Source organism: Actinoplanes sp. CA-051413, assembly GCF_050955795.1.
Taxonomy (GTDB): domain Bacteria; phylum Actinomycetota; class Actinomycetes; order Mycobacteriales; family Micromonosporaceae; genus Actinoplanes.
Genome location: NZ_CP192100.1, coordinates 7,178,818 through 7,197,753, shown reverse-complemented (window position 1 = coordinate 7,197,753; position 18,936 = coordinate 7,178,818). Strand labels below are relative to the sequence as shown.

Below are 18,936 nucleotides of genomic sequence, written 5' to 3'. Positions count from 1 at the left end.
GTTCTAATCTGTGCCTGTGCAATCCACTGAGCGCGCCCGGCGAGCCGCCGTCTGCGGAAAACCGATCGGGCACTCCCTGTCCCCGGTCATCCACACCGCCGGCTTCGCTGCCGCCGGTCTGCTGACCTGGACGTACACCGCGATCGAGTGCGCCGAGGCCGAGCTGCCCGGCCTGGTGGCCGGCCTCGGCCCGGAATGGGCCGGGCTGTCACTGACCATGCCGCTCAAGGAGGTCGCGCTGACGCTGGCCGCGGCGGCGTCGCCGGTCGCGACCGCGATCGGTGCGGCCAACACCCTGGTACGGCGTCCCGACGGCACCTGGTTCGCCGACAACACCGACGTCCCGGGCATGGTCCGGGTGCTCGGCGACGCGGGTCTGGCCCCCGGCCCGAGCGTCACCGTGCTCGGTGGCGGCGGCACGGCCCGGGCCGCCCTCGCTGCCGCGGCCCAGCTCGGCGCCGCTGACGTGACCGTCGTGACCCGCCGCCCGGAGGCCCGGGAGGAGCTCGCGCCCGCCGCGGCCGCCCTGGGCGTGACCATCACCGGCGTGGAGTGGGCCGACGCCCCGGCCGCCTTCGACGCGGACGCCGTGATCTCGACCGTGCCCAAGGGCGCGGCCGACGCGCTGGCGACCGCCGTGAAATGGCGGCCCGGCACGGTGCTGTTCGACGCGATCTACGACCCGTGGCCGACCCCGCTGGCTGCCGCGGCGGCCGACCACGGGCTCCCGGTGGTGTCCGGCCTCGATCTGCTGCTGGCGCAGGCACTGGGTCAGTTCGAGCAGTTCACCGGCGTGCGCCCCGCGCCGGAGGCGGCGATGCGGGCGGCCCTGACGGCGGCGTCGGCCGTCGGCTGAGCCGCTCAGGCCGGCCGCCGGGACCAGGTCAGCGTCAGCACGGACAGCAGCGCCACCAGCGCGAAGCTGACGATCGCCAGCGCCATCGGGGCGCCCCGCCCCGGGTCACCGAAGCCGACCAGCGGCGCGGCCACCGCCGCGATCACCGACTGGATGCCGCCGAGCAGCGCGGCCGCGGTCCCGGCGCGTTCCGGGTGCCGGTCCAGGGCCAGCGCGGTCCCGTTCGGGGTGACCATGCCGATCGTGCCGACCAGCACGAACAGTCCCACGATCAGCGCCACCAGGCTGCCCAGCAGGGCCGCGGCCAGCACGATGCCACCCGCCACCACCTGCGCCACCAGCGTGGCCAGCAGCAGCCGGCGGGGCGCGAACCGGTCCAGCAGCCACCCGTTGACCTGGCTCAGCACGATCAGGCCGCAGGCGTTCAGACCGAACAGCAGGCTGAACACCGTGGGGGAGACGCCGTAGCCGTCCTGGAGCACGAACGACGAGCCGGAGATGTAGCTGAACAGGGCGGCGAACGCGAACGCCTGGGCCAGCGCGTACCCGAGGTAGAACCGGTCCGCGAAGAGCGTGCGGGCCGTACGGGCTGTGTCGGCCAGGCCGCCGGGGCTGCGGCGTTCCGGTGGCAGCGTCTCCGGCATGCGCCAGACGACCAGGGCCGTGAGCAGCGTCGCGATGATGCCGAGGGCCACGAAGATGCCGTGCCACGAGGTCACCTTGAGCACCGCGCTGCCCAGGCTCGGTGCGGCGATCGGGGCCACGCCGAAGATCAGCGTCAGCCGGGAGAAGAACTTCGCGGCGGCGACCCCGGCGTACAGGTCCCGCACGATCGCCCGGGCCACCACCACGCCGACGCCGCCGGCGATGCCCTCCGCCAGGCGGACCCCGGCCAGGACCGGCGCGGTCGGGGCGAGCGCGCAGAGGAACGAGAAGATCGCGTACGCGCCGACGCCGATGATCAGCGGCCGGCGCCGCCCCCAGCGGTCGCTGAGCGGGCCGCAGACCAGCTGCCCGACCGCCAGCCCGATCAGGCACGTGGTCAGCGACAGCTGCACCTGCGCGTCGGCCACCCCGAGGTCCCGCGACAGGGCCGGGAACGCGGGCAGATACATGTCCAGCGACAGCGGGCCGATTGCGGTGATGAGCCCGAGCATGACGACGAGCAGGGGCCCGTGCACGGCCGGGACAGGCCGGGCGACCGGCGTGGTGGGCTGGGACGACACCACCGGACGATAGCTCTGCTGCGGCCCCGCGGTCCGGCAGGCGGGACGGGGCTGCCCGGCGCGGCGGCCTGCGACGACGGCGTGCCAGACTGTGACCCGTGTTGCGCTGGCTTACCGCAGGTGAATCCCACGGCCCCGCTCTCGTCGCCCTTCTCGAAGGGGTGCCCGCCGGTGTGCGGGTGACGAGCGAGGACATCGGCCGCGACCTCGCTCGCCGCCGTCTCGGCTACGGCCGGGGCGCGCGGATGGCGTTCGAGCAGGACGAGATCGAGATCATCGGCGGCATCCGCCACGGGGTCACGCTCGGCAGCCCGGTCGCGATCCGGATCGGCAACTCGGAGTGGCCCAAGTGGCGCACCGTGATGGCCGCCGACCCGGTCGACCCCGAGGAGCTCGCCGCCCAGGCCCGCAACGCGCCGCTGACCCGGCCCCGGCCCGGCCACGCCGACCTGGCCGGCATGCAGAAGTACGGCCACACCGACGCCCGGCCGATCCTGGAACGCGCCAGCGCCCGGGAGACGGCGGCCCGGGTGGCCGTCGGCGTGGTCGCCAAGGCGCTGGTCAAGCAGGCGCTGGGCATCGACATCGTCTCGCACGTGATCGAGCTGGGTTCGGTCGCGGCCAAGGCCGGCCTGATCCCCACGCCGGAGGACGCGGCCCGGATCGACGCCGACCCGCTGCGCTGCCTCGACCCGGAGGCGAGCGCCCGGATGGTGGCCGAGGTCGACGCGGCGAAGAAGGACGCGGACACCCTCGGCGGCATCGTGGAAGTGCTGGCCTGGGCCGTACCCCCGGGTCTGGGGTCGCATGTGCAGTGGGACCGCAAGCTGGACGCCCGGCTGGCCACCGCCCTGATGTCCATCCAGTCCGTCAAGGGCGTGGAGATCGGCGACGGCTTCACCCAGGCCCGCTCGCGCGGCTCGGTCGCGCACGACGAGATCATCCCGACCGCGGACGGCGTCAAGCGGATCACCGACCGGGCCGGCGGCCTGGAGGGCGGCATCACCAACGGCGAGAACCTGCGGGTCCGCGCCGCACTGAAGCCGATCTCCTCGCTGAACCGCGCCCTGCAGACGGTCGACGTGGTCACCGGCGAGGCCACCACGGCGATCAACCAGCGTTCCGACGTGTGCGCGGTGCCGGCCGGCGCGGTGGTCGCCGAGGCGATGGTCGCGCTGGTGCTGGCCGAGGCCGCGACGGAGAAGTTCGGCGGCGACTCGGTCGCCGAGATCCGCCGCAACCTGGCCGGCTACCTAGACAGTCTGCTGATCCGGTGACCGCACCGGCCGCGGTGATCGTCGGCCCGCCCGGCGCGGGCAAGACCACGATCGGGCAGGCGGTGGCCGCGCTGCTCGGCGTGGACTTCGCCGACACCGACCACCTGATCGAGGAGCGTGCTGGCAAGCCGATCCCGGAGATCTTCTTCGACGACGGCGAGGACGCCTTCCGGGCCCTGGAACGCACGACGATCGCCGAGGCGCTCGGCTCGTTTCCCGGCGTGCTCGCCCTCGGCGGTGGCTCGATCCTGCACGAGGGCACCCGCGAGTCGCTGCGGGAGCACACCGTGGTCTTCCTGTCGGTGGAGCTGTCCGACGCGGTCAAGCGGGTCGGGCTCGGCGCGGGCCGCCCGCTGTTGTCCGTGAACCCGCGGGCGACCCTGAAATACCTGATGGAACAGCGCCGCCCGCTCTACGCGTCGGTGGCCACCCACACGATCGCGACCGATGCCCGCACCCCCGAGGAGATCGCCGCCGAGCTAGCCGCGCTGCTCAAGAATCCGGGCTAGGGCGACCGGCTCGCTGAGCATCGGCCAGTGACCGGTGGGCAGCATCACGACCTCGGCCTCGGTGAGACCGGCGAAGAACGGATGGCCGGCGGCCATCATCTCCTTGATCTGATCCTCCGGGAACGTGCAGGCGACCAGCGTGGTCGGCAGCTCCCGGGAGGTGGCCCGGGCACCGAGCGGCTGCTCCACCGAAGCGCGGGGATGCGGTGTGCTCCGCGTACGCAGCAGCGTCAGCGCCGCCTCGTCCAGCCCGGCCAGCAGCACCGGGTCGGCGTCGGCGTCCCACTCGCGGGGCGGCACCGCGTCACCCGGGCCGGCCGGCTCCCCGGACATCGACTGCTGGGTGGTGCCCTCCGGCAACGGCCCACTGTCCACATAGACCACCCGAGCGATCCGCTCCCGCAACCGCAGCGCCGCGGCGCTCACCGGCATCCCGCCGTAGCTGTGCCCGACCAGCACCACGTCCCGCAGATCCTCGGTCTCGACCAGCCGGACGATGTCCTCGACGTGGGTGTCCAGATCCACGCCGGGACCGAGCAGATGGGAGCGGTCGGCGACGCCGGTCAACGTCAGCGGGAAGACCTCGTGCCCGCCGCCGCGCAGCGCCGCCGTCACGTCGTGCCAGGCCCATCCGCCGAGCCAGAGACCGGAAACCAGAACGTATGTCGTCATGCCCTCACGCTAAACCGGATACCGGACGATACCGGTCCGGTATGGGGTGGAGAATCTTCGGCATGCCGCACCCCGCCTCACGCGTCCTGGCCATGCTGGAGCTGCTCCAGGCCCACCGCAGCATCCGCGGGGCCGAGCTGGCGGCCCGGCTCGCGGTAGATGAGCGTACGGTCCGCCGGTACGCGGGCACCCTCGCCGAACTGGGCATCCCGGTGACAGCGGAACGCGGTCGGTACGGGGGCTATCGGCTCCTGCCTGGCTTCAAGCTGCCTCCGCTGATGCTCACCGACGACGAAGCGGTGGCCGTGGTGCTGGGCCTGGTGGCGGCGGACAGTCTCGGGTTGGCGACGGACGCCCCGGCTAGTGCTGCCGCCGAAGCGAAGATCACGCGGGTCCTCCCGGCGGCGTTGGGTGACCGGCTGGCGGCCCTGCGGGCGAGTCTGGGCCTGACCATGCGGCGCCGCGAGCCGGATGCCGCACCGCGCTACGGCGCCGCGCCGTCGACCGCTGATCTGTTGCTGACGCTGGGTACGGCGACTCGCTCGCAGCAGCGGCTTGCGCTCACCTATCGCACACCCCGCCGCCGCCCGACCACCGACGACGCGCCGGATGCGCCGGCCGCGCCGGACCCGACGGTTGATACACCGGCGGCGGCCGCGGTCGCGGGATCGGCGATCGAGCCGGGCGGGCCGGACGGGCCGGTGGCGGATGCGGCCGATGTCGAGGCCGGGACCGCGCCGCGGGTCAGCCGGCGGCAGGTTGATCCATACGGGCTGGTCTTCCACAGTGGGCGCTGGTATCTCGTCGCCCATGACCACCGCACCGACGAGATCCGGTCGTTCCGGCTGGACCGGATCGCCGCCGCCGTGCCCACCGGCGAGGACTTCGAGGCGCCGCCGAACTTCGACGCCGTCGCGCACGTCACCCGGCAGTGGGCCGGGCTGCCCTGGAAGTGGGAGGTCGAGGTGCTGATCGAGGCCGACGTCGCCCAGGTGCGCCGCCGGATCCCCGCGGCCATCGCGGATGTCACCGAGGTCGCCGACGGGGTGCGGCTGAGCTGCCGGGCGCAGAGCCTGCCCGGGATGGCGCAGATGCTGGCCGGCCTGGGCTGGCCGTTCACGGTGGTCCGGCCGGACGAGCTGCGGACCGCTCTGGCCGAGCACGCCGCGCAACTCGTCCGCTACGCCACCCGCTAACCCAGACGCGCCTCGAGCGCCTCGACGCGCTGGATCAGTGGACGCAGCTCCTGGCGTACCACCGTGGTGAGCTCTTCCGGTCCGACCGGCGGCTTCGTCGCCCGCAGGTGGGCGTAGCCGCTGAGGGCGGCCGACACCGTCCGCCGCACGGTCCGGGCGTCGGCGCCCGCCGCCCGCAGCGTCCGCCCGGCGATCCCGTCCGGCTCGGCCGCGAGACCGATGAGCAGGTGCTCGCAGCCCACGTAGTTGTGCCCGAGCGCAGTCGCCTCAGCGACCAGCATCTCCAGCGCGTTCGCGGCCGGCGTGCTGTAGCGCAGCCCCGGCCCGCCGCCCGGCTCGTCCTGCTCGGCCCACGTGAGGGTGGCGGGCTCGATCTCCATCGCCCGCAGCAGGCGCAACGCCAGGTTCTCCCCTTCAGTGATCATGGCGCGGAGCAGGTGGCCGGTGCCGACGTTCGGTGCGCCGGCCTCGCGGGCGGCGTTGATCGCCAGGGAGAGCACGGTGATCGCCCTGGGTGTGAAGGAGGGCAGGGTGGCCGCGAGCTGGTCGGCGTCGAGGTCGCCCAGGGCGGTCTGCCGGATCACGGTGATCCGCCGGACCGCCTCCTCCAGGGCTCGCTGGCAGATCGCGGACACCGGCAGCCCTGACTCGCGTACCGCGTCGGCCAGTTCGTCGGGCAGGTAGACGTTGATTTTCGGCATGACGTAGATGTAACCCGTGATGGGGTTAGGTGTCTATAACCCCATGCCGCGAGCACTAGGATCAGCGCTGATGGACGACGTGACGCGAATTTCTGTGCCCGGTGACCGGCCCTACGACGTACTCGTCGGCCGGGGGTTGCTCGACGCCCTGCCCGGCCTGGTCGACGGCGCTGTGCGGGCCGCCGTTCTCTATGCTCCGCCGCTCAAGGAGCGGGCGGCCGCCGTCGCCGACGCCCTGTCCGCGGCGGGCATCCGGCCGCTGCCGATCGAGGTGCCCGACGCCGAGGCCGGCAAGTCGATCGACGTGGCCGCGCGCTGCTGGGACGAGCTCGGCGCGGCCGGTTTCACCCGCACCGACGTCGTCCTCGGCATCGGTGGCGGCGCGGTGACCGACCTGGCCGGGTTCGTGGCGGCGAGCTGGCTGCGCGGCGTGCGCTGGGTACCGGTCTCCACCTCGCTGCTCGGCATGGTCGACGCGGCCGTCGGCGGCAAGACCGGCGTCAACACCGCCGCGGGCAAAAACCTGGTCGGTGCCTTCCATCCGCCCGCCGGGGTGCTGTGCGATCTCGACGTGCTGGACACGCTTCCCGGTGACGACCTGGTCGCCGGGCTCGCCGAGGTGGCCAAGTGCGGCTTCATCGCGGATCCGGTGATCCTCGACCTCATCGAGGGTGACCCGGCCGCGGCCGCCGACCCGCGCAGCGCCGTGCTGCGGGAGCTGGTCGAGCGGGCGATCCGGGTCAAGGCCCACGTGGTCGGCAACGACCTGCGCGAGTCCGGGCTGCGGGAGATCCTCAACTACGGTCACACGCTGGCCCACGCGATCGAGAAGAACGAGCACTACGCCTGGAAGCACGGCCACGCGGTCGCCGTCGGCCTGATCTACGCGGGGGAGCTGTCCCGGCTGTCCGGCCGGCTGGACGACGCCACCGCGGCTCGCCACCGGGCGGTGCTGACCCTGCTCGGGCTGCCGGTCAGCTATCCGGCCGCGGCCTGGCCCGACCTGCTCGCCGCCATGCGCGTCGACAAGAAGGCCCGGGCCGATACCCTGCGCTTCGTCGTGCTCGACGGCCTGGCGCGGCCGGGCATCCTCACCGGTCCTTCCGAGCAGACTCTGGCCGAGGCCTACCGGGCGGTGTCCGCGTGAAGACGTACGTCCTGAACGGCCCCAACCTGGGCCGGCTCGGCAGCCGCCAGGTCGACGTCTACGGCGTCACCTCGTACGCCGACCTGGTGAAGCTGTGCCAGGAGGAGGGCCGGGAGCTCGGCCTGGACGTCGAGGTGCGGCAGACCGACGCCGAGCACGAGATGCTGGCCTGGCTGCACGCCGCCGCCGACGAGGAGGCCCCGGTGGTGCTCAACCCGGGCGCCTGGTCGCACTACTCGTACGCGGTCCGCGATGCCTGCGCGATGCTGCGCGCCCCGCTGATCGAGGTGCACATCAGCAACATCCACGCCCGTGAGCAGTTCCGGCACCACTCGGTCGTCTCGGCGGTCGCCACCGGGGTGATCGCGGGCCTCGGTGTCGACGGTTACCGCCTCGCGCTGCAGCACCTCGCCGGCCGCCGTTGACCCGATTCGCCTGTTCACGACTCACGCCGGTAAACTCGCTCGGTCACCTGCACGCTTTCCAGACCATCGCTTTCAAAGACCAAGGCAGGACATGGCTTCCACCAACGACCTGAAGAACGGCCTCGTGCTCAACCTCGAAGGCGCCCTCTGGGCCGTCGTCGAGTTCCAGCACGTCAAGCCGGGCAAGGGCGGGGCGTTCGTGCGCACCACGCTCAAGAACGTCCTCTCCGGCAAGGTCGTTGACAAGACGTTCAACGCCGGCACCCGGGTCGAGACCGCGACCGTCGACAAGCGCACGATGCAGTACCTCTACCAGGACGGTGAGGACTTCGTCTTCATGGACCTGGACACCTTCGAGCAGATCACCGTGCCCGGCCCCACCGTCGGCGACAACGCGAACTACCTGCTCCCCGAGGCCGAGGCCACCGTCGCCACGCACGAGGGCGTGCCGCTCTACATCGAGCTGCCGACCAGCGTGTTCCTCGAGGTGACCTACACCGAGCCCGGCCTGCAGGGCGACCGTTCCACCGGCGGCACCAAGCCCGCCACCGTCGAGACCGGCGCGACGGTCAACGTCCCGCTCTTCATCACCACCGGTGAGAAGATCAAGGTCGACACCCGCGACGGCCGTTACCTCGGCCGTAGCTGATGGCCGAGGGCCCCAAGACCCAGATGCCGGCGCGCCGCAAGGCGCGCAAGCGGGCGCTGGACGTCCTCTACGAGGCCGACCTGCGCGATCTGCCGCCGGCCCAGGTCCTGGTCACCTACCTGGACCGCATCTCCAAGCCCCGCCCCGACCACCTGGACTACACGGTCAGCCTGGTCGAGGGCGTGGCCAAGAACCTCGACCGGATCGACGAGCTGATCGCCAGCTACGCCGAGGGCTGGACCATCGACCGCATGCCGGTGGTGGACCGCAACCTCGCGCGGATCGCGGTCTTCGAGCTGCTCTACGTGGGCGAGATCGACGACCCGGTGGCGATCTCCGAGGCGGTCGAGCTGGCCAAGCAGATGTCCACCGACGACAGCCCGCGCTTCCTCAACGGTCTGCTGGGACGCATCGCAGAATTCGCCAGCAGATAGTTTTTGCAGCGACGGCCCGGGCCTGATGGTCCGGGCCGTTTCTTGTGCGAAATTCACGATCAAGATCAAATTCTGGTCGTGCCTGGTTGCATGGTGCTGACCGTCACTCCCGTCGAGACCGGTCGCTGCGCTCCCTGCCATGTGCGTGAGTGGTTGCGCTTCCGCGCTGCGCGCGAAGGTCCACCCGCCGCTGCGCGCGAAGGTCAAAGCCGCCGCTGCGCGCGAAGGTCAGACCCACGCTGCGCTGAGTGATTCGGTCACCCGCGGTCACGGGATGTGTGCCCGCCGGCGGGCGCTCACCGGCCTGGGCGATCAGGCCCGGGATGCCATTGACCAGGGCCGATCTGATCGACGGGAGTCGAGTGGGCGAACTTTCGGTGACCGATGCGGCGCCGGTCGTGACCGCGTCCAGTCGTGCCGGGCCGGTTTCCGGGCGGGCCGGCCACACGCAAGATTGTGATCAAGATCGCGACGGTTGGGGCCGGTCGGCAACGCTGCGTATCGCGTATCTGGTGCCGCGCCCGCGTTGATCGCTTTGGGTGAGGTCACCAGGGCGGAGGAGGCCGACCGTGGCGGTCACCCGGCGCGGTGACCGAGCGGGAGGGGCGGTCCAAGCGGGAGGGCTCGCCGGTGAAGACGGGGCGGTGAAGACGCGAAGAGGGGACCCGCATGTGCGGGACCCCTCTTCGGCGGCGGCGATCAGGAGGCGAAGAACGCCCGCGGGTCGGCGACCAGCACACCCTGCTCGGTCAGGCGCTCGATGAGGCCGGACGGCGAGATGTCGTACACGATGGCGAGCGCGCGCAGGTCGTCCGCGCGGATCGACAGGACGCGTCCGTTGTAGTCACCGCGCTGCTGCTGTATGGCCCGGGCGTAGCGTGCGACATAGGCCAGGTCCTCGCCGGCGGCGTCGTACAGCTTCTCCAGGTCGAGCACGATCTTGTTGGTGGCCTCGAGCCGGACACCGCTGCCGTCGGGCAGCAGCTCCGAGACGGGGACGCGGTAGAAGTCGGCCAGTTCGGCGAGGCGCGACACGGTGACGGCGCGGTCGCCACGCTCGTACGAACCCACGACGACGGCCTTCCAGCGGCCGTTCGACTTCTCTTCCACGCCCTGCAGGGACAGGCCCTGCTGCTGGCGGATGGAGCGCAGGCGGGCGCCCAACGACTTGGCGTACTCAGACGGCATTCGGACACTCCCAGTACTGTGCTGGCCCGGAGGGTTCTTCCTCGGATCGCTACGCTGCGTGACGGTACGGAGTTTGCAACCTCTGGTCAAGTGTCGACCGATGAGTCGCCGGGCCCGAGACTGAGTTGCCCGCATTCGTCCGTCTGGTCGGCGGGTCAGCCACGTCACCATGGTCAACGCCGCGCTCACTGGTAACGTAGCGTCAGCCATCAAGCGGGCCCTACCCGGGTCTGCTTGACCGACGTCCTTTAACGACCCGTCCCGTGAGGCGGGGAAGGAGGTCCGCCGTGGCATACCCACGCGCAGACACATCCGCCCAGCAGGGCACTTCGAAGATCATCCTTTCCGGGTCCGACCTGCACAGAGTCGTCGACCGGATCGCGCACCAGATCCTGGAGAAGACCTCCGGCGCCACCGGCACCGTGCTGCTCGGCATCCCGACCCGCGGCGTACCGCTGGCCCGCCGGCTGGCCGCCCGCATCCACGCCTTCGAGGGCATCGACGTGCCGGTCGGCGCGCTCGACATCACGCTCTACCGCGACGACCTGCGGCTGCACGCCACCCGCGCGCTCGGCAAGACCGAGATCCCGGGCGACGGCATCGACGGGCGCCGGGTGATCCTGGTCGACGACGTGCTGTTCTCCGGCCGGACCGTGCGGGCCGCGCTGGACGCGCTCAACGACGTCGGCCGGCCCAGCTCCGTGCAGCTCGCCGTGCTGGTCGACCGTGGCCACCGGGAGCTGCCGATCCGCGCCGACTACGTCGGCAAGAACATCCCCACCGCGCAGTCGGAGAGCGTGCGGGTCTCGCTCGCCGAGACTGACGGCGGCGTGGACGAGGTACGGCTCTCCGGCTCGGAGGAGGCTCGATGATCAAGCACCTGCGCTCGGCCGCCGACCTGGACGCCGAGACCGCCACCCTGATCCTGGACACCGCCGGCGAGATGGCCGCCCTGGCCGGCCGCGAGGTCAAGAAGCTGCCGACGCTGCGCGGCCGTACGGTGGTCAACCTCTTCTACGAGGACTCCACCCGCACCCGGATCTCGTTCGAGGCGGCGGCCAAGCGGCTCTCCGCCGATGTGATCAATTTCTCGGCCAAGGGCTCCAGCGTGTCGAAGGGCGAGAGCCTCAAGGACACCGCGCTGACCCTGCAGGCGATGGGCGCCGACGCGGTGGTGATCCGGCACCCGGCCAGCGGCGCGCCGCACCGGCTGGCGTCCTGGGTGGACGGTTCGGTGATCAACGCCGGGGACGGCACCCACGAGCACCCGACCCAGGCGCTGCTGGACGCGTACACGATGCGCTCGCGGCTCGGCCGCATCGCCGGCCTGCGGGTGACGATCGTGGGTGACGTCCTGCACAGCCGGGTCGCCCGCTCCAACGTGCTGCTGCTGAGCACGCTGGGGGCCGAGGTGACGCTGGTCGGGCCGCCGACACTGGTCCCGGTGGACATCGCCGCCGCGCTGGAGCCGGCCACCAAGGTCTCCTACGACCTGGACAGCGTCCTGCCGGACACCGACGTGGTGATGATGCTGCGGGTGCAGACCGAACGGATGCAGGACTCCTTCTTCCCCTCGGCCCGCGAGTACAGCCGGCGTTACGGCCTCGACGTGCCCCGGATGCGCAAGCTGCCGGAGCACGCGATCGTCATGCACCCCGGACCGATGAACCGCGGCATGGAGATCGCGCCCGAGGTGGCCGACTCCTCCCGCTCCACGATCGTCGAACAGGTCGCCAACGGTGTCAGCGCCCGGATGGCCGTTCTCTACCTGCTGCTCGGAGGCAAGGCATGACCTCGTACCTGATCAAGGGTGTTTCCCTGCTCGGCGCCGCGCCGGCCGACCTGCTGATCCGCGACGGGGTGATCGCCACCGGGACCGACGCGCACGCGGAGGTCATCGACGCCGCCGGCCTGGTCGCCCTGCCCGGCCTGGTCGACCTGCACACCCACCTGCGGGAGCCGGGCCGCGAGGACGCCGAGACGGTCGAGACCGGCTCGCGCGCCGCGGCCCTCGGCGGCTACACGGCGGTCTTCGCGATGGCCAACACCTCGCCGGTCGCGGACACCGCCGGTGTCGTCGAGCAGGTCTGGCGGCTGGGCCGCGAGGCCGGCCTGGTCGACGTGCAGCCGATCGGCGCGGTCACGGTCGGGCTGGCCGGCAAGCAGCTGGCCGAGCTGGGTGCGATGGCCACCTCGGCCGCCGGCGTGCGGATCTTCTCCGACGACGGCCACTGCGTCGCCGACCCGCGCCTGATGCGCCGCGCCCTGGAATACGTGAAGGCGTTCGACGGCATCATCGCCCAGCACGCGGAGGAGCCGCGGCTGACCGAGGGCGCCCAGATGCACGAGGGTGAGGTCTCCACCCGGCTGGGGCTGACCGGCTGGCCCGCGGTGGCCGAGGAGGCGATCATCGCCCGCGACGTGCTGCTGGCCGAGCACGTCGGCAGCCGCCTGCACGTCTGCCACGTCTCCACCGCCGGGTCGGTCGAGGTGCTGCGCCAGGCCAAGGCCCGCGGCGTACGGGTGACCGCCGAGGTCACGCCGCACCACCTGCTGCTGACCGACGAGCTCGCCGCCAGCTACGACCCGGTCTACAAGGTCAATCCGCCGCTGCGCACCGCCGCCGACGTGCGCGCGCTGCGCCAGGCCCTGGTCGACGGTGTGATCGACATCGTGGCCACCGACCATGCGCCGCACGCGGTCGAGGACAAAGAATGTGAGTGGGCCTACGCCCGCCCGGGCATGGTGGGTCTCGAGACGGCCCTGCCGGTCGTGCTCTCCGTCCTCGGGGAGCAGTGGGAGCTCATCGCCGAGCGCATGTCCCGCGCCCCGGCCCGCATCGCCGGCCTCACCGGGCACGGCACCGACCTCGCGGCCGGCACGCCGGCCAACCTGACGCTGGTGGACCCGTCCGCCCGCCGGGTCGTCGACCCGGCCGAGCTGGCGAGCCGCAGCCGCAACACACCGTACGCGGGCACCACCCTGCCGGGTCGCATCGTCGCGACCTTCCTCCGGGGAGAGCCGACAGTCCTCGACGGGAAGGCCGTCAAATGAAGCCAGCAATTCTTGTACTCGAGGACGGACGCACGTTCCGTGGTCAGTCCTACGGCGCCGAGGGGGAGACCTTCGGTGAGGCCGTGTTCACCACCGGCATGACCGGTTACCAGGAGACGCTGACCGACCCGTCGTACCACCGGCAGGTCGTCGTGCAGACCGCGCCGCAGATCGGCAACACCGGCGTCAACGCCGAGGACGACGAGTCGGACCGGATCTGGGTGGCCGGCTACGTGGTCCGCGACCCGGCCCGCCGGCCGTCGAACTGGCGCTCGACCGGCGACCTCGGTGAGCGGCTCGTCGCCGAGGGCATCGTCGGCATCAGCGGCGTCGACACCCGCGCCCTGACCCGCCACCTGCGCGAACGCGGCGCGATGCGGGTCGGCATCTCGACCGTCGACCTCGACCCGGCCTCGCTCAAGGCACGGGTGCTGGCCCAGCCCCAGATGACCGGCGCCGACCTGTCCGCCGAGGTCACCACGGCCGAGCGGTACACGGTCGAAGCGGTCGGCGAGCACCGGTACACGGTCGCCGCGCTGGACCTCGGTATCAAGCGGAACGTCTCCCGGCGGCTGGCCGAGCGCGGCGTGACCACGCACATCTTCCCGGCGTCCTCGACGATCGAGCAGTTGCTGGAGGTCAGCCCGGACGCGGTGTTCCTGTCACCCGGCCCGGGCGACCCGGCCACCGCGGACGTACCGGTGGAACTGGCCCGGGCGGTCCTGACCCGCCGGGTGCCGCTGTTCGGCATCTGCTTCGGCAGCCAGATCCTGGGCCGGGCGCTCGGCTTCGGCACCTACAAGCTGGGGTACGGCCACCGCGGCATCAACCAGCCGGTGTTCGACAAGACCACGGGCAAGGTCGAGGTCACCTCGCACAACCACGGTTTCGCGGTCGACGCCCCGCTGAACACGGTCATCGACACCGATTTCGGTGGTGTCGAGGTCTCGCACGTCTGCCTCAACGACAACGTGGTCGAAGGTCTGCGGGCGCTGGACGTGCCCGCGTTCACGGTCCAGTACCACCCCGAGGCGGCAGCCGGCCCGCACGACGCGGACTACCTGTTCGACCGTTTCGTGGAGCTCGTCGAGAAGGTTGAGGCCCGCTGATGCCGAAGCGCTCCGATCTGCAGCACGTGATGGTGATCGGCTCCGGCCCGATCGTCATCGGCCAGGCCTGCGAGTTCGACTACTCCGGCACCCAGGCGTGCCGGGTGCTGCGCGCCGAGGGGCTGCGCGTCTCGCTGGTCAACTCCAACCCGGCCACGATCATGACCGACCCGGAGTTCGCCGACGCCACCTACGTCGAGCCGATCACCCCGGAGTTCGTCGAGCTGGTCATCGCCAAGGAACGTCCGGACGCGATCCTGCCCACGCTGGGCGGGCAGACGGCGCTCAACACCGCGATCGCCCTGCACGAGAACGGCGTCCTGGAAAAGTACGGCGTCGAGCTGATCGGCGCCAACGTCGACGCCATCCGCAAGGGTGAGGACCGTCAGCTCTTCAAGGACATCGTCGCCAAGGCAGGCGGCGAGACGCCCCGCTCGCGGGTCTGTCACTCGATGGACGAGGTGCACGCCGCGGTCGCCGACCTCGGCCTGCCGGTGGTCATCCGCCCGTCGTTCACCATGGGCGGCTTCGGTTCGGGCATGGCGCACAACGACGAGGACCTGGACCGCCTGGCCGGCGGCGGCCTGGCCGCCTCCCCGGTGCACGAGGTGCTGATCGAGGAGAGCGTGCTCGGCTGGAAGGAGTACGAGCTCGAGCTGATGCGCGACAAGCACGACAACGTCGTGGTGGTCTGCTCGATCGAGAACGTCGACCCGATGGGCGTGCACACCGGCGACAGCGTCACCGTCGCCCCGGCCATGACCCTCACCGACCGCGAGTACCAGAAACTCCGCGACCTGGGCATCGCCGTGCTGCGCGAGGTCGGCGTGGACACCGGCGGCTGCAACATCCAGTTCGCGATCAACCCGGCCGACGGCCGCCTGGTCGTGATCGAGATGAACCCGCGGGTCTCGCGCTCCAGCGCGCTGGCCTCCAAGGCCACCGGCTTCCCGATCGCCAAGATCGCCGCCAAGCTGGCCATCGGCTACACCCTGGACGAGATCCCGAACGACATCACGCTCAAGACCCCGGCGGCGTTCGAGCCGGCGCTGGACTACGTGGTCGTCAAGATCCCGCGGTTCGCGTTCGAGAAGTTCCCCGGCGCGGACGCCGAGCTGACCACCACGATGAAGTCGGTCGGCGAGGCGATGAGCCTGGGCCGCAACTTCGCCGAGGCGCTCAACAAGGCGATGCGCTCGATGGAGACCAAGGCCGCCGGTTTCTGGACTCTCCCGGACGATGCCGACCTCGCGTCGACCTTGGCCGCCTTGCGGATCCCGCACGACGGGCGCCTTTACACCGTCGAGCGCGCGCTCCGGCTCGGCGCGACAGTCGAGCAGGTGCACGAGGCCAGCGGCGGCATCGACCCGTGGTTCCTCGACGAGATCGCCGCCCTGATCGAGCTGCGCGACGCGGTCGAGGCGGCCCCGGTGCTCGACGAGGCCCTGCTGCGCCGCGCGAAGCGCTCGGGCTTCTCCGACCGCCAGCTCGCCGCGCTGCGCCCGGAACTGGCCGGCGAGGACGGCGTACGCATCCTGCGGCACCGGCTCGGGGTGCGGCCGGTCTACAAGACGGTCGACACCTGCGCCGCCGAGTTCGAGGCGAACACGCCGTACCACTACTCCACGTACGAGGAGGAGACCGAGGTCGCGCCGTCCGACCGGCCCAAGGTGCTGATCCTCGGGTCCGGGCCGAACCGGATCGGGCAGGGCATCGAGTTCGACTACTCGTGTGTGCACGCGGTCATGGCGCTGCGTGAGGTCAACTTCGAGACCGTCATGGTCAACTGCAACCCGGAGACGGTCTCCACCGACTACGACACCGCCGACCGGCTCTACTTCGAGCCGCTGACCTTCGAGGACGTCCTGGAGGTGTTCCACTCCGAGGACTCGTCCGGCAAGGCCGCCGGTGGCCCCGGCGTGGTCGGCGTGATCGTCCAGCTCGGCGGCCAGACCCCGCTCGGCCTGGCCCAGCGGCTCAAGGCCGCGGGCGTACCCATCGTCGGCACCTCGCCCGAGTCGATCGACCTGGCCGAGGACCGCGGCGCGTTCGGCCAGGTGCTGCACCGGGCCGGCCTGCGCTCGCCCGAGCACGGCACCGCGACCAGCTTCGCCGAAGCCAAGGCCATCGCCGACGAGATCGGCTACCCGGTGCTGGTCCGGCCGTCGTACGTGCTGGGCGGCCGCGGCATGGAGATCGTGTACGACGAGCCGACGCTGGCCGACTACATCGCCCGGGCCACCGAGATCTCGCCGGACCACCCGGTGCTGGTCGACCGCTTCCTGGACGACGCGATCGAGATCGACGTGGACGCCCTCTGCGACGCCACCGGCGAGGTCTACATCGGCGGCGTCATGGAGCACATCGAGGAGGCCGGCATCCACTCCGGCGACTCGTCCTGCACGCTGCCGCCGGTCACCCTGGCCGGTTCGCACCTGGCCGAGGTACGCCGCTACACCGAGGCGATCGCCCGCGGCGTGGGCGTGCGCGGCCTGCTCAACGTCCAGTACGCCCTCAAGGACGACACGCTCTACGTCCTGGAGGCCAACCCGCGCGCGTCCCGGACGGTCCCGTTCGTCTCCAAGGCGACGGCGGTGCCGCTGGCCAAGGCAGCCGCCCGGATCATGCTCGGCGCCACCATCAAGGAGCTGCGCGCCGAGGGCATCCTGTTCCGCAACCGCGACGGCGGCGAGACCCCGGCGAACGCGCCGATCGCGGTCAAGGAGGCGGTGCTGCCGTTCAAGCGGTTCCGCACCCCGGCCGGCCAGGGCGTGGACAGCCTGCTCGGCCCGGAGATGAAGTCGACCGGCGAGGTCATGGGCATCGACCCCGCCTTCGGCCCGGCCTTCGCCAAGTCGCAGGCGGCGGCGTACGGCTCGCTGCCGACCAGCGGCAAGATCTTCGTCTCGGTGGCCAACCGCGACAAGCGCTCGATGATCTTCCCGGTCAAGCGCCTGGCCGACCTGGGCTTCACCATCGTCACCACGGCCGGCACCGGCGAGGTGCTGCGCCGGCACGGCATCGAGTGCGAGATCGTGCCCAAGCACTTCGAGAGCCCCGGCCAGAACGCGGTGGCGCTGATCCAGGCCGGCGAGATCGCCCTGATCATCAACACCCCGCAGGGCTCGGGGGCGAGCGCCCGCTCGGACGGCTACGAGATCCGCAGCGCCGCGGTCACGTACGACATCCCGAGCATCACCACCGTGCCGGGCGCGGCCGCGGCGGTGATGGGCATCGAGGCCCTGATGCGCGGCGACATGACGGTCCGCCCGCTGCAGGAGCTGCACGCCATGCTGCGGGAGGGCGAGTGAGCGCCTTCACCAGCGCTGTTCGGCCTGTTTTGTTCCGGCTGGGTGGCGGTGACGCCGAGAGGGCGCACGAGTTCACCCTGCAACGGCTCGCCGGGCTGGGTGCCGGCCCGCGCGCTCTGCTGCACCGGCGCTATGCGGTGGAGGCCCCGGTCGAGGCCTTCGGCGTGCGCTTCGGAAACCCGGTGGGGCTGGCGGCCGGCATGGACAAGAACGGGGTGGCCCTGCCGGCCTGGCCCGCGCTCGGCTTCGGCTTCGTCGAGGTCGGCACGGTCACCGCGAAACCGCAGCCCGGCAACGACAAGCCCCGGCTGTTCCGGCTGCGTGACAGCGAGGCCGTGATCAACCGGATGGGCTTCAACAACGCGGGCGCGGCGGCCCTGGCCACCCGCCTGGCCGAGCTGGGACCGCTGGCGGTGCCGCTGGGCATCTCGCTGGGCAAGTCCAAGGTGACGCCGCTGGAGGAGGCGGTGGAGGACTACCTGACGTCCTACAACCTGCTGCACCCGTACGCGGACTACATCGCGGTCAACGTGTCGTCACCGAACACCCCCGGACTGCGTACGCTCCAGGACAAGTCGGCCCTGGCGGCGCTGCTCGGGGCGCTGGTGGGCAAGAAGCCGGTGCTGGTGAAGATCGCCCCGGACCTGACCGAACCGGCCATCGCGGAGCTGCTCGAGGTCTGCCTGGCGTACGGCGCGGCGGGCGTCATCGCGACCAACACGACGCTGTCCCGCGACGGGCTGGCGGCGGCCGACCAGCCGCGGGCGGGGGAGACGGGCGGGCTGTCCGGGCGGCCGCTCACCGAACGGGCCCGCAAAATCGTCCACTTCGTCCACGAGGAGACCGGCGGCCGCCTGCCGATCATCGGCGTGGGCGGCATCGTCGAGCCGGACGACGCGACCCGCATGTTCGACGCGGGGGCGGCGCTGGTGCAGCTCTACACCGGCTTCATCTACCGCGGGCCGGCCCTGGTCCGGGCCGCGGCCAGGGCCTACGCGACCGCCGGGGAGAAGGCCACGCCGTGACCCCCGTCCCGGCCGCCGGGCGGGCCGTGGCCGCCGGTCCGGCTGCGGGCCCCGGCCGGTTGGTCCGGCCGGCCGGACGTATCCGCCGGGCCTCGACCGATGACGCGGTCACCGGCAGGTTGCGAGGGCGGTCTTGAGCCGCGGTGGTCCGCTGGGC

The 18,936-nt window shown here is 71.7% G+C and carries 18 protein-coding genes; 14 read left to right on the top strand and 4 right to left on the bottom strand.

Translation table 11 applies throughout. From position 1 onward, the window contains the following. Positions 1-16: 16 nt before the first annotated feature. Positions 17-856, top strand: a complete 840-nt coding sequence (locus tag ACQP2Y_RS33835; protein ID WP_433719930.1) for a shikimate dehydrogenase — start codon at positions 17-19, stop codon at positions 854-856. 5 nt (positions 857-861) lie between these two features. Here the strand turns inward: ACQP2Y_RS33835 and ACQP2Y_RS33830 are convergent, their stop codons facing one another. Next, on the bottom strand, positions 862-2,085 hold the full coding sequence (locus ACQP2Y_RS33830) for a multidrug effflux MFS transporter (RefSeq protein WP_433719928.1): 1,224 nt from the start codon (positions 2,083-2,085) through the stop codon (positions 862-864). 95 nt (positions 2,086-2,180) lie between these two features. Between ACQP2Y_RS33830 and aroC the strand changes: the two genes are divergently transcribed. Next, complete coding sequence (gene aroC, locus ACQP2Y_RS33825) at positions 2,181-3,359, top strand: chorismate synthase (RefSeq protein WP_433719926.1); 1,179 nt, start codon at positions 2,181-2,183, stop codon at positions 3,357-3,359. After that, positions 3,356-3,868: a shikimate kinase gene (locus tag ACQP2Y_RS33820; protein WP_433719924.1), complete on the top strand. Its 513-nt coding sequence runs from the start codon at positions 3,356-3,358 to the stop codon at positions 3,866-3,868. The genes aroC and ACQP2Y_RS33820 overlap by 4 nt, the downstream gene beginning before the upstream one ends. Here the strand turns inward: ACQP2Y_RS33820 and ACQP2Y_RS33815 are convergent. Next, entirely contained in the window at positions 3,839-4,540 is a 702-nt protein-coding gene (locus ACQP2Y_RS33815) for an alpha/beta fold hydrolase (RefSeq protein ID WP_433719923.1), read from the bottom strand. The genes ACQP2Y_RS33820 and ACQP2Y_RS33815 overlap by 30 nt on opposite strands. Positions 4,541-4,602: 62 nt before the next feature. On the opposite strand from ACQP2Y_RS33815, the gene ACQP2Y_RS33810 reads away from it, so the two are divergent. Further along, a complete protein-coding gene (locus tag ACQP2Y_RS33810; RefSeq protein WP_433719921.1) occupies positions 4,603-5,736 on the top strand; it encodes a helix-turn-helix transcriptional regulator in 1,134 nt (377 codons plus the stop codon). Here the strand turns inward: ACQP2Y_RS33810 and ACQP2Y_RS33805 are convergent. Then, entirely contained in the window at positions 5,733-6,437 is a 705-nt protein-coding gene (locus tag ACQP2Y_RS33805; RefSeq protein WP_433719920.1) for a Clp protease N-terminal domain-containing protein, read from the bottom strand. The two genes, ACQP2Y_RS33810 and ACQP2Y_RS33805, sit on opposite strands and share 4 nt — an antisense overlap. Positions 6,438-6,507: 70 nt before the next feature. On the opposite strand from ACQP2Y_RS33805, the gene aroB reads away from it, so the two are divergent. From aroB to nusB, 4 genes are all read left to right on the top strand, one after another. Next, the gene (aroB, locus tag ACQP2Y_RS33800; protein ID WP_433719919.1) at positions 6,508-7,584 is read left to right on the top strand and encodes a 3-dehydroquinate synthase; all 1,077 of its coding nucleotides are present in this window, start codon (positions 6,508-6,510) and stop codon (positions 7,582-7,584) included. Next, complete coding sequence (gene aroQ / locus ACQP2Y_RS33795) at positions 7,581-8,009, top strand: type II 3-dehydroquinate dehydratase (RefSeq protein WP_433719918.1); 429 nt, start codon at positions 7,581-7,583, stop codon at positions 8,007-8,009. The genes aroB and aroQ overlap by 4 nt, the downstream gene beginning before the upstream one ends. A gap of 91 nt (positions 8,010-8,100) precedes the next feature. After that, positions 8,101-8,658, top strand: coding sequence for an elongation factor P (efp, locus tag ACQP2Y_RS33790; RefSeq protein ID WP_212992656.1), 558 nt, complete (start codon positions 8,101-8,103; stop codon positions 8,656-8,658). Positions 8,659-8,681: 23 nt separating this feature from the next. Next, positions 8,682-9,092, top strand: coding sequence for a transcription antitermination factor NusB (gene nusB / locus ACQP2Y_RS33785; protein ID WP_433732173.1), 411 nt, complete (start codon positions 8,682-8,684; stop codon positions 9,090-9,092). A 699-nt stretch (positions 9,093-9,791) separates the two neighbouring features. Here nusB and bldD read toward each other — a convergent pair. Next, positions 9,792-10,280: a transcriptional regulator BldD gene (gene bldD / locus ACQP2Y_RS33780; protein WP_015624001.1), complete on the bottom strand. Its 489-nt coding sequence runs from the start codon at positions 10,278-10,280 to the stop codon at positions 9,792-9,794. Positions 10,281-10,567: 287 nt separating this feature from the next. Between bldD and pyrR the strand changes: the two genes are divergently transcribed. Genes pyrR through ACQP2Y_RS33750 form a run of 6 tightly spaced genes read left to right on the top strand, consistent with a single transcriptional unit; the run spans position 10,568 to position 18,779 of the window. Then, a complete protein-coding gene (gene pyrR / locus ACQP2Y_RS33775) occupies positions 10,568-11,152 on the top strand; it encodes a bifunctional pyr operon transcriptional regulator/uracil phosphoribosyltransferase PyrR (protein WP_433719916.1) in 585 nt (194 codons plus the stop codon). Continuing rightward, positions 11,149-12,072, top strand: a complete 924-nt coding sequence (locus ACQP2Y_RS33770; protein WP_433719915.1) for an aspartate carbamoyltransferase catalytic subunit — start codon at positions 11,149-11,151, stop codon at positions 12,070-12,072. Before pyrR ends, ACQP2Y_RS33770 begins: the two co-directional genes overlap by 4 nt. Next, complete coding sequence (locus ACQP2Y_RS33765; protein ID WP_433719914.1) at positions 12,069-13,334, top strand: dihydroorotase; 1,266 nt, start codon at positions 12,069-12,071, stop codon at positions 13,332-13,334. The genes ACQP2Y_RS33770 and ACQP2Y_RS33765 overlap by 4 nt, the downstream gene beginning before the upstream one ends. Then, positions 13,331-14,443: a glutamine-hydrolyzing carbamoyl-phosphate synthase small subunit gene (gene carA / locus ACQP2Y_RS33760; protein WP_433719913.1), complete on the top strand. Its 1,113-nt coding sequence runs from the start codon at positions 13,331-13,333 to the stop codon at positions 14,441-14,443. Before ACQP2Y_RS33765 ends, carA begins: the two co-directional genes overlap by 4 nt. After that, complete coding sequence (gene carB, locus ACQP2Y_RS33755; RefSeq protein WP_433719912.1) at positions 14,443-17,754, top strand: carbamoyl-phosphate synthase large subunit; 3,312 nt, start codon at positions 14,443-14,445, stop codon at positions 17,752-17,754. The genes carA and carB overlap by 1 nt, the downstream gene beginning before the upstream one ends. Then, the gene (locus ACQP2Y_RS33750; RefSeq protein WP_433719911.1) at positions 17,751-18,779 is read left to right on the top strand and encodes a quinone-dependent dihydroorotate dehydrogenase; all 1,029 of its coding nucleotides are present in this window, start codon (positions 17,751-17,753) and stop codon (positions 18,777-18,779) included. The genes carB and ACQP2Y_RS33750 overlap by 4 nt, the downstream gene beginning before the upstream one ends. Positions 18,780-18,936: the final 157 nt, after the last annotated feature.

Bases quoted from the DNA above. Each gene is read 5' to 3' on its own strand.
- efp (WP_212992656.1), top strand. From the start codon at position 8,101: ATGGCTTCCACCAACGACCTGAAGAACGGCCTCGTGCTCAACCTCGAA.
- ACQP2Y_RS33815 (WP_433719923.1), bottom strand. From the start codon at position 4,540: ATGACGACATACGTTCTGGTTTCCGGTCTCTGGCTCGGCGGATGGGCC.
- ACQP2Y_RS33805 (WP_433719920.1), bottom strand. From the start codon at position 6,437: ATGCCGAAAATCAACGTCTACCTGCCCGACGAACTGGCCGACGCGGTA.
- carA (WP_433719913.1), top strand. From the start codon at position 13,331: ATGAAGCCAGCAATTCTTGTACTCGAGGACGGACGCACGTTCCGTGGT.
- nusB (WP_433732173.1), top strand. From the start codon at position 8,682: ATGCCGGCGCGCCGCAAGGCGCGCAAGCGGGCGCTGGACGTCCTCTAC.
- ACQP2Y_RS33810 (WP_433719921.1), top strand. From the start codon at position 4,603: ATGCCGCACCCCGCCTCACGCGTCCTGGCCATGCTGGAGCTGCTCCAG.
- ACQP2Y_RS33765 (WP_433719914.1), top strand. From the start codon at position 12,069: ATGACCTCGTACCTGATCAAGGGTGTTTCCCTGCTCGGCGCCGCGCCG.
- bldD (WP_015624001.1), bottom strand. From the start codon at position 10,280: ATGCCGTCTGAGTACGCCAAGTCGTTGGGCGCCCGCCTGCGCTCCATC.
- aroB (WP_433719919.1), top strand. From the start codon at position 6,508: ATGGACGACGTGACGCGAATTTCTGTGCCCGGTGACCGGCCCTACGAC.
- ACQP2Y_RS33770 (WP_433719915.1), top strand. From the start codon at position 11,149: ATGATCAAGCACCTGCGCTCGGCCGCCGACCTGGACGCCGAGACCGCC.
- carB (WP_433719912.1), top strand. From the start codon at position 14,443: ATGCCGAAGCGCTCCGATCTGCAGCACGTGATGGTGATCGGCTCCGGC.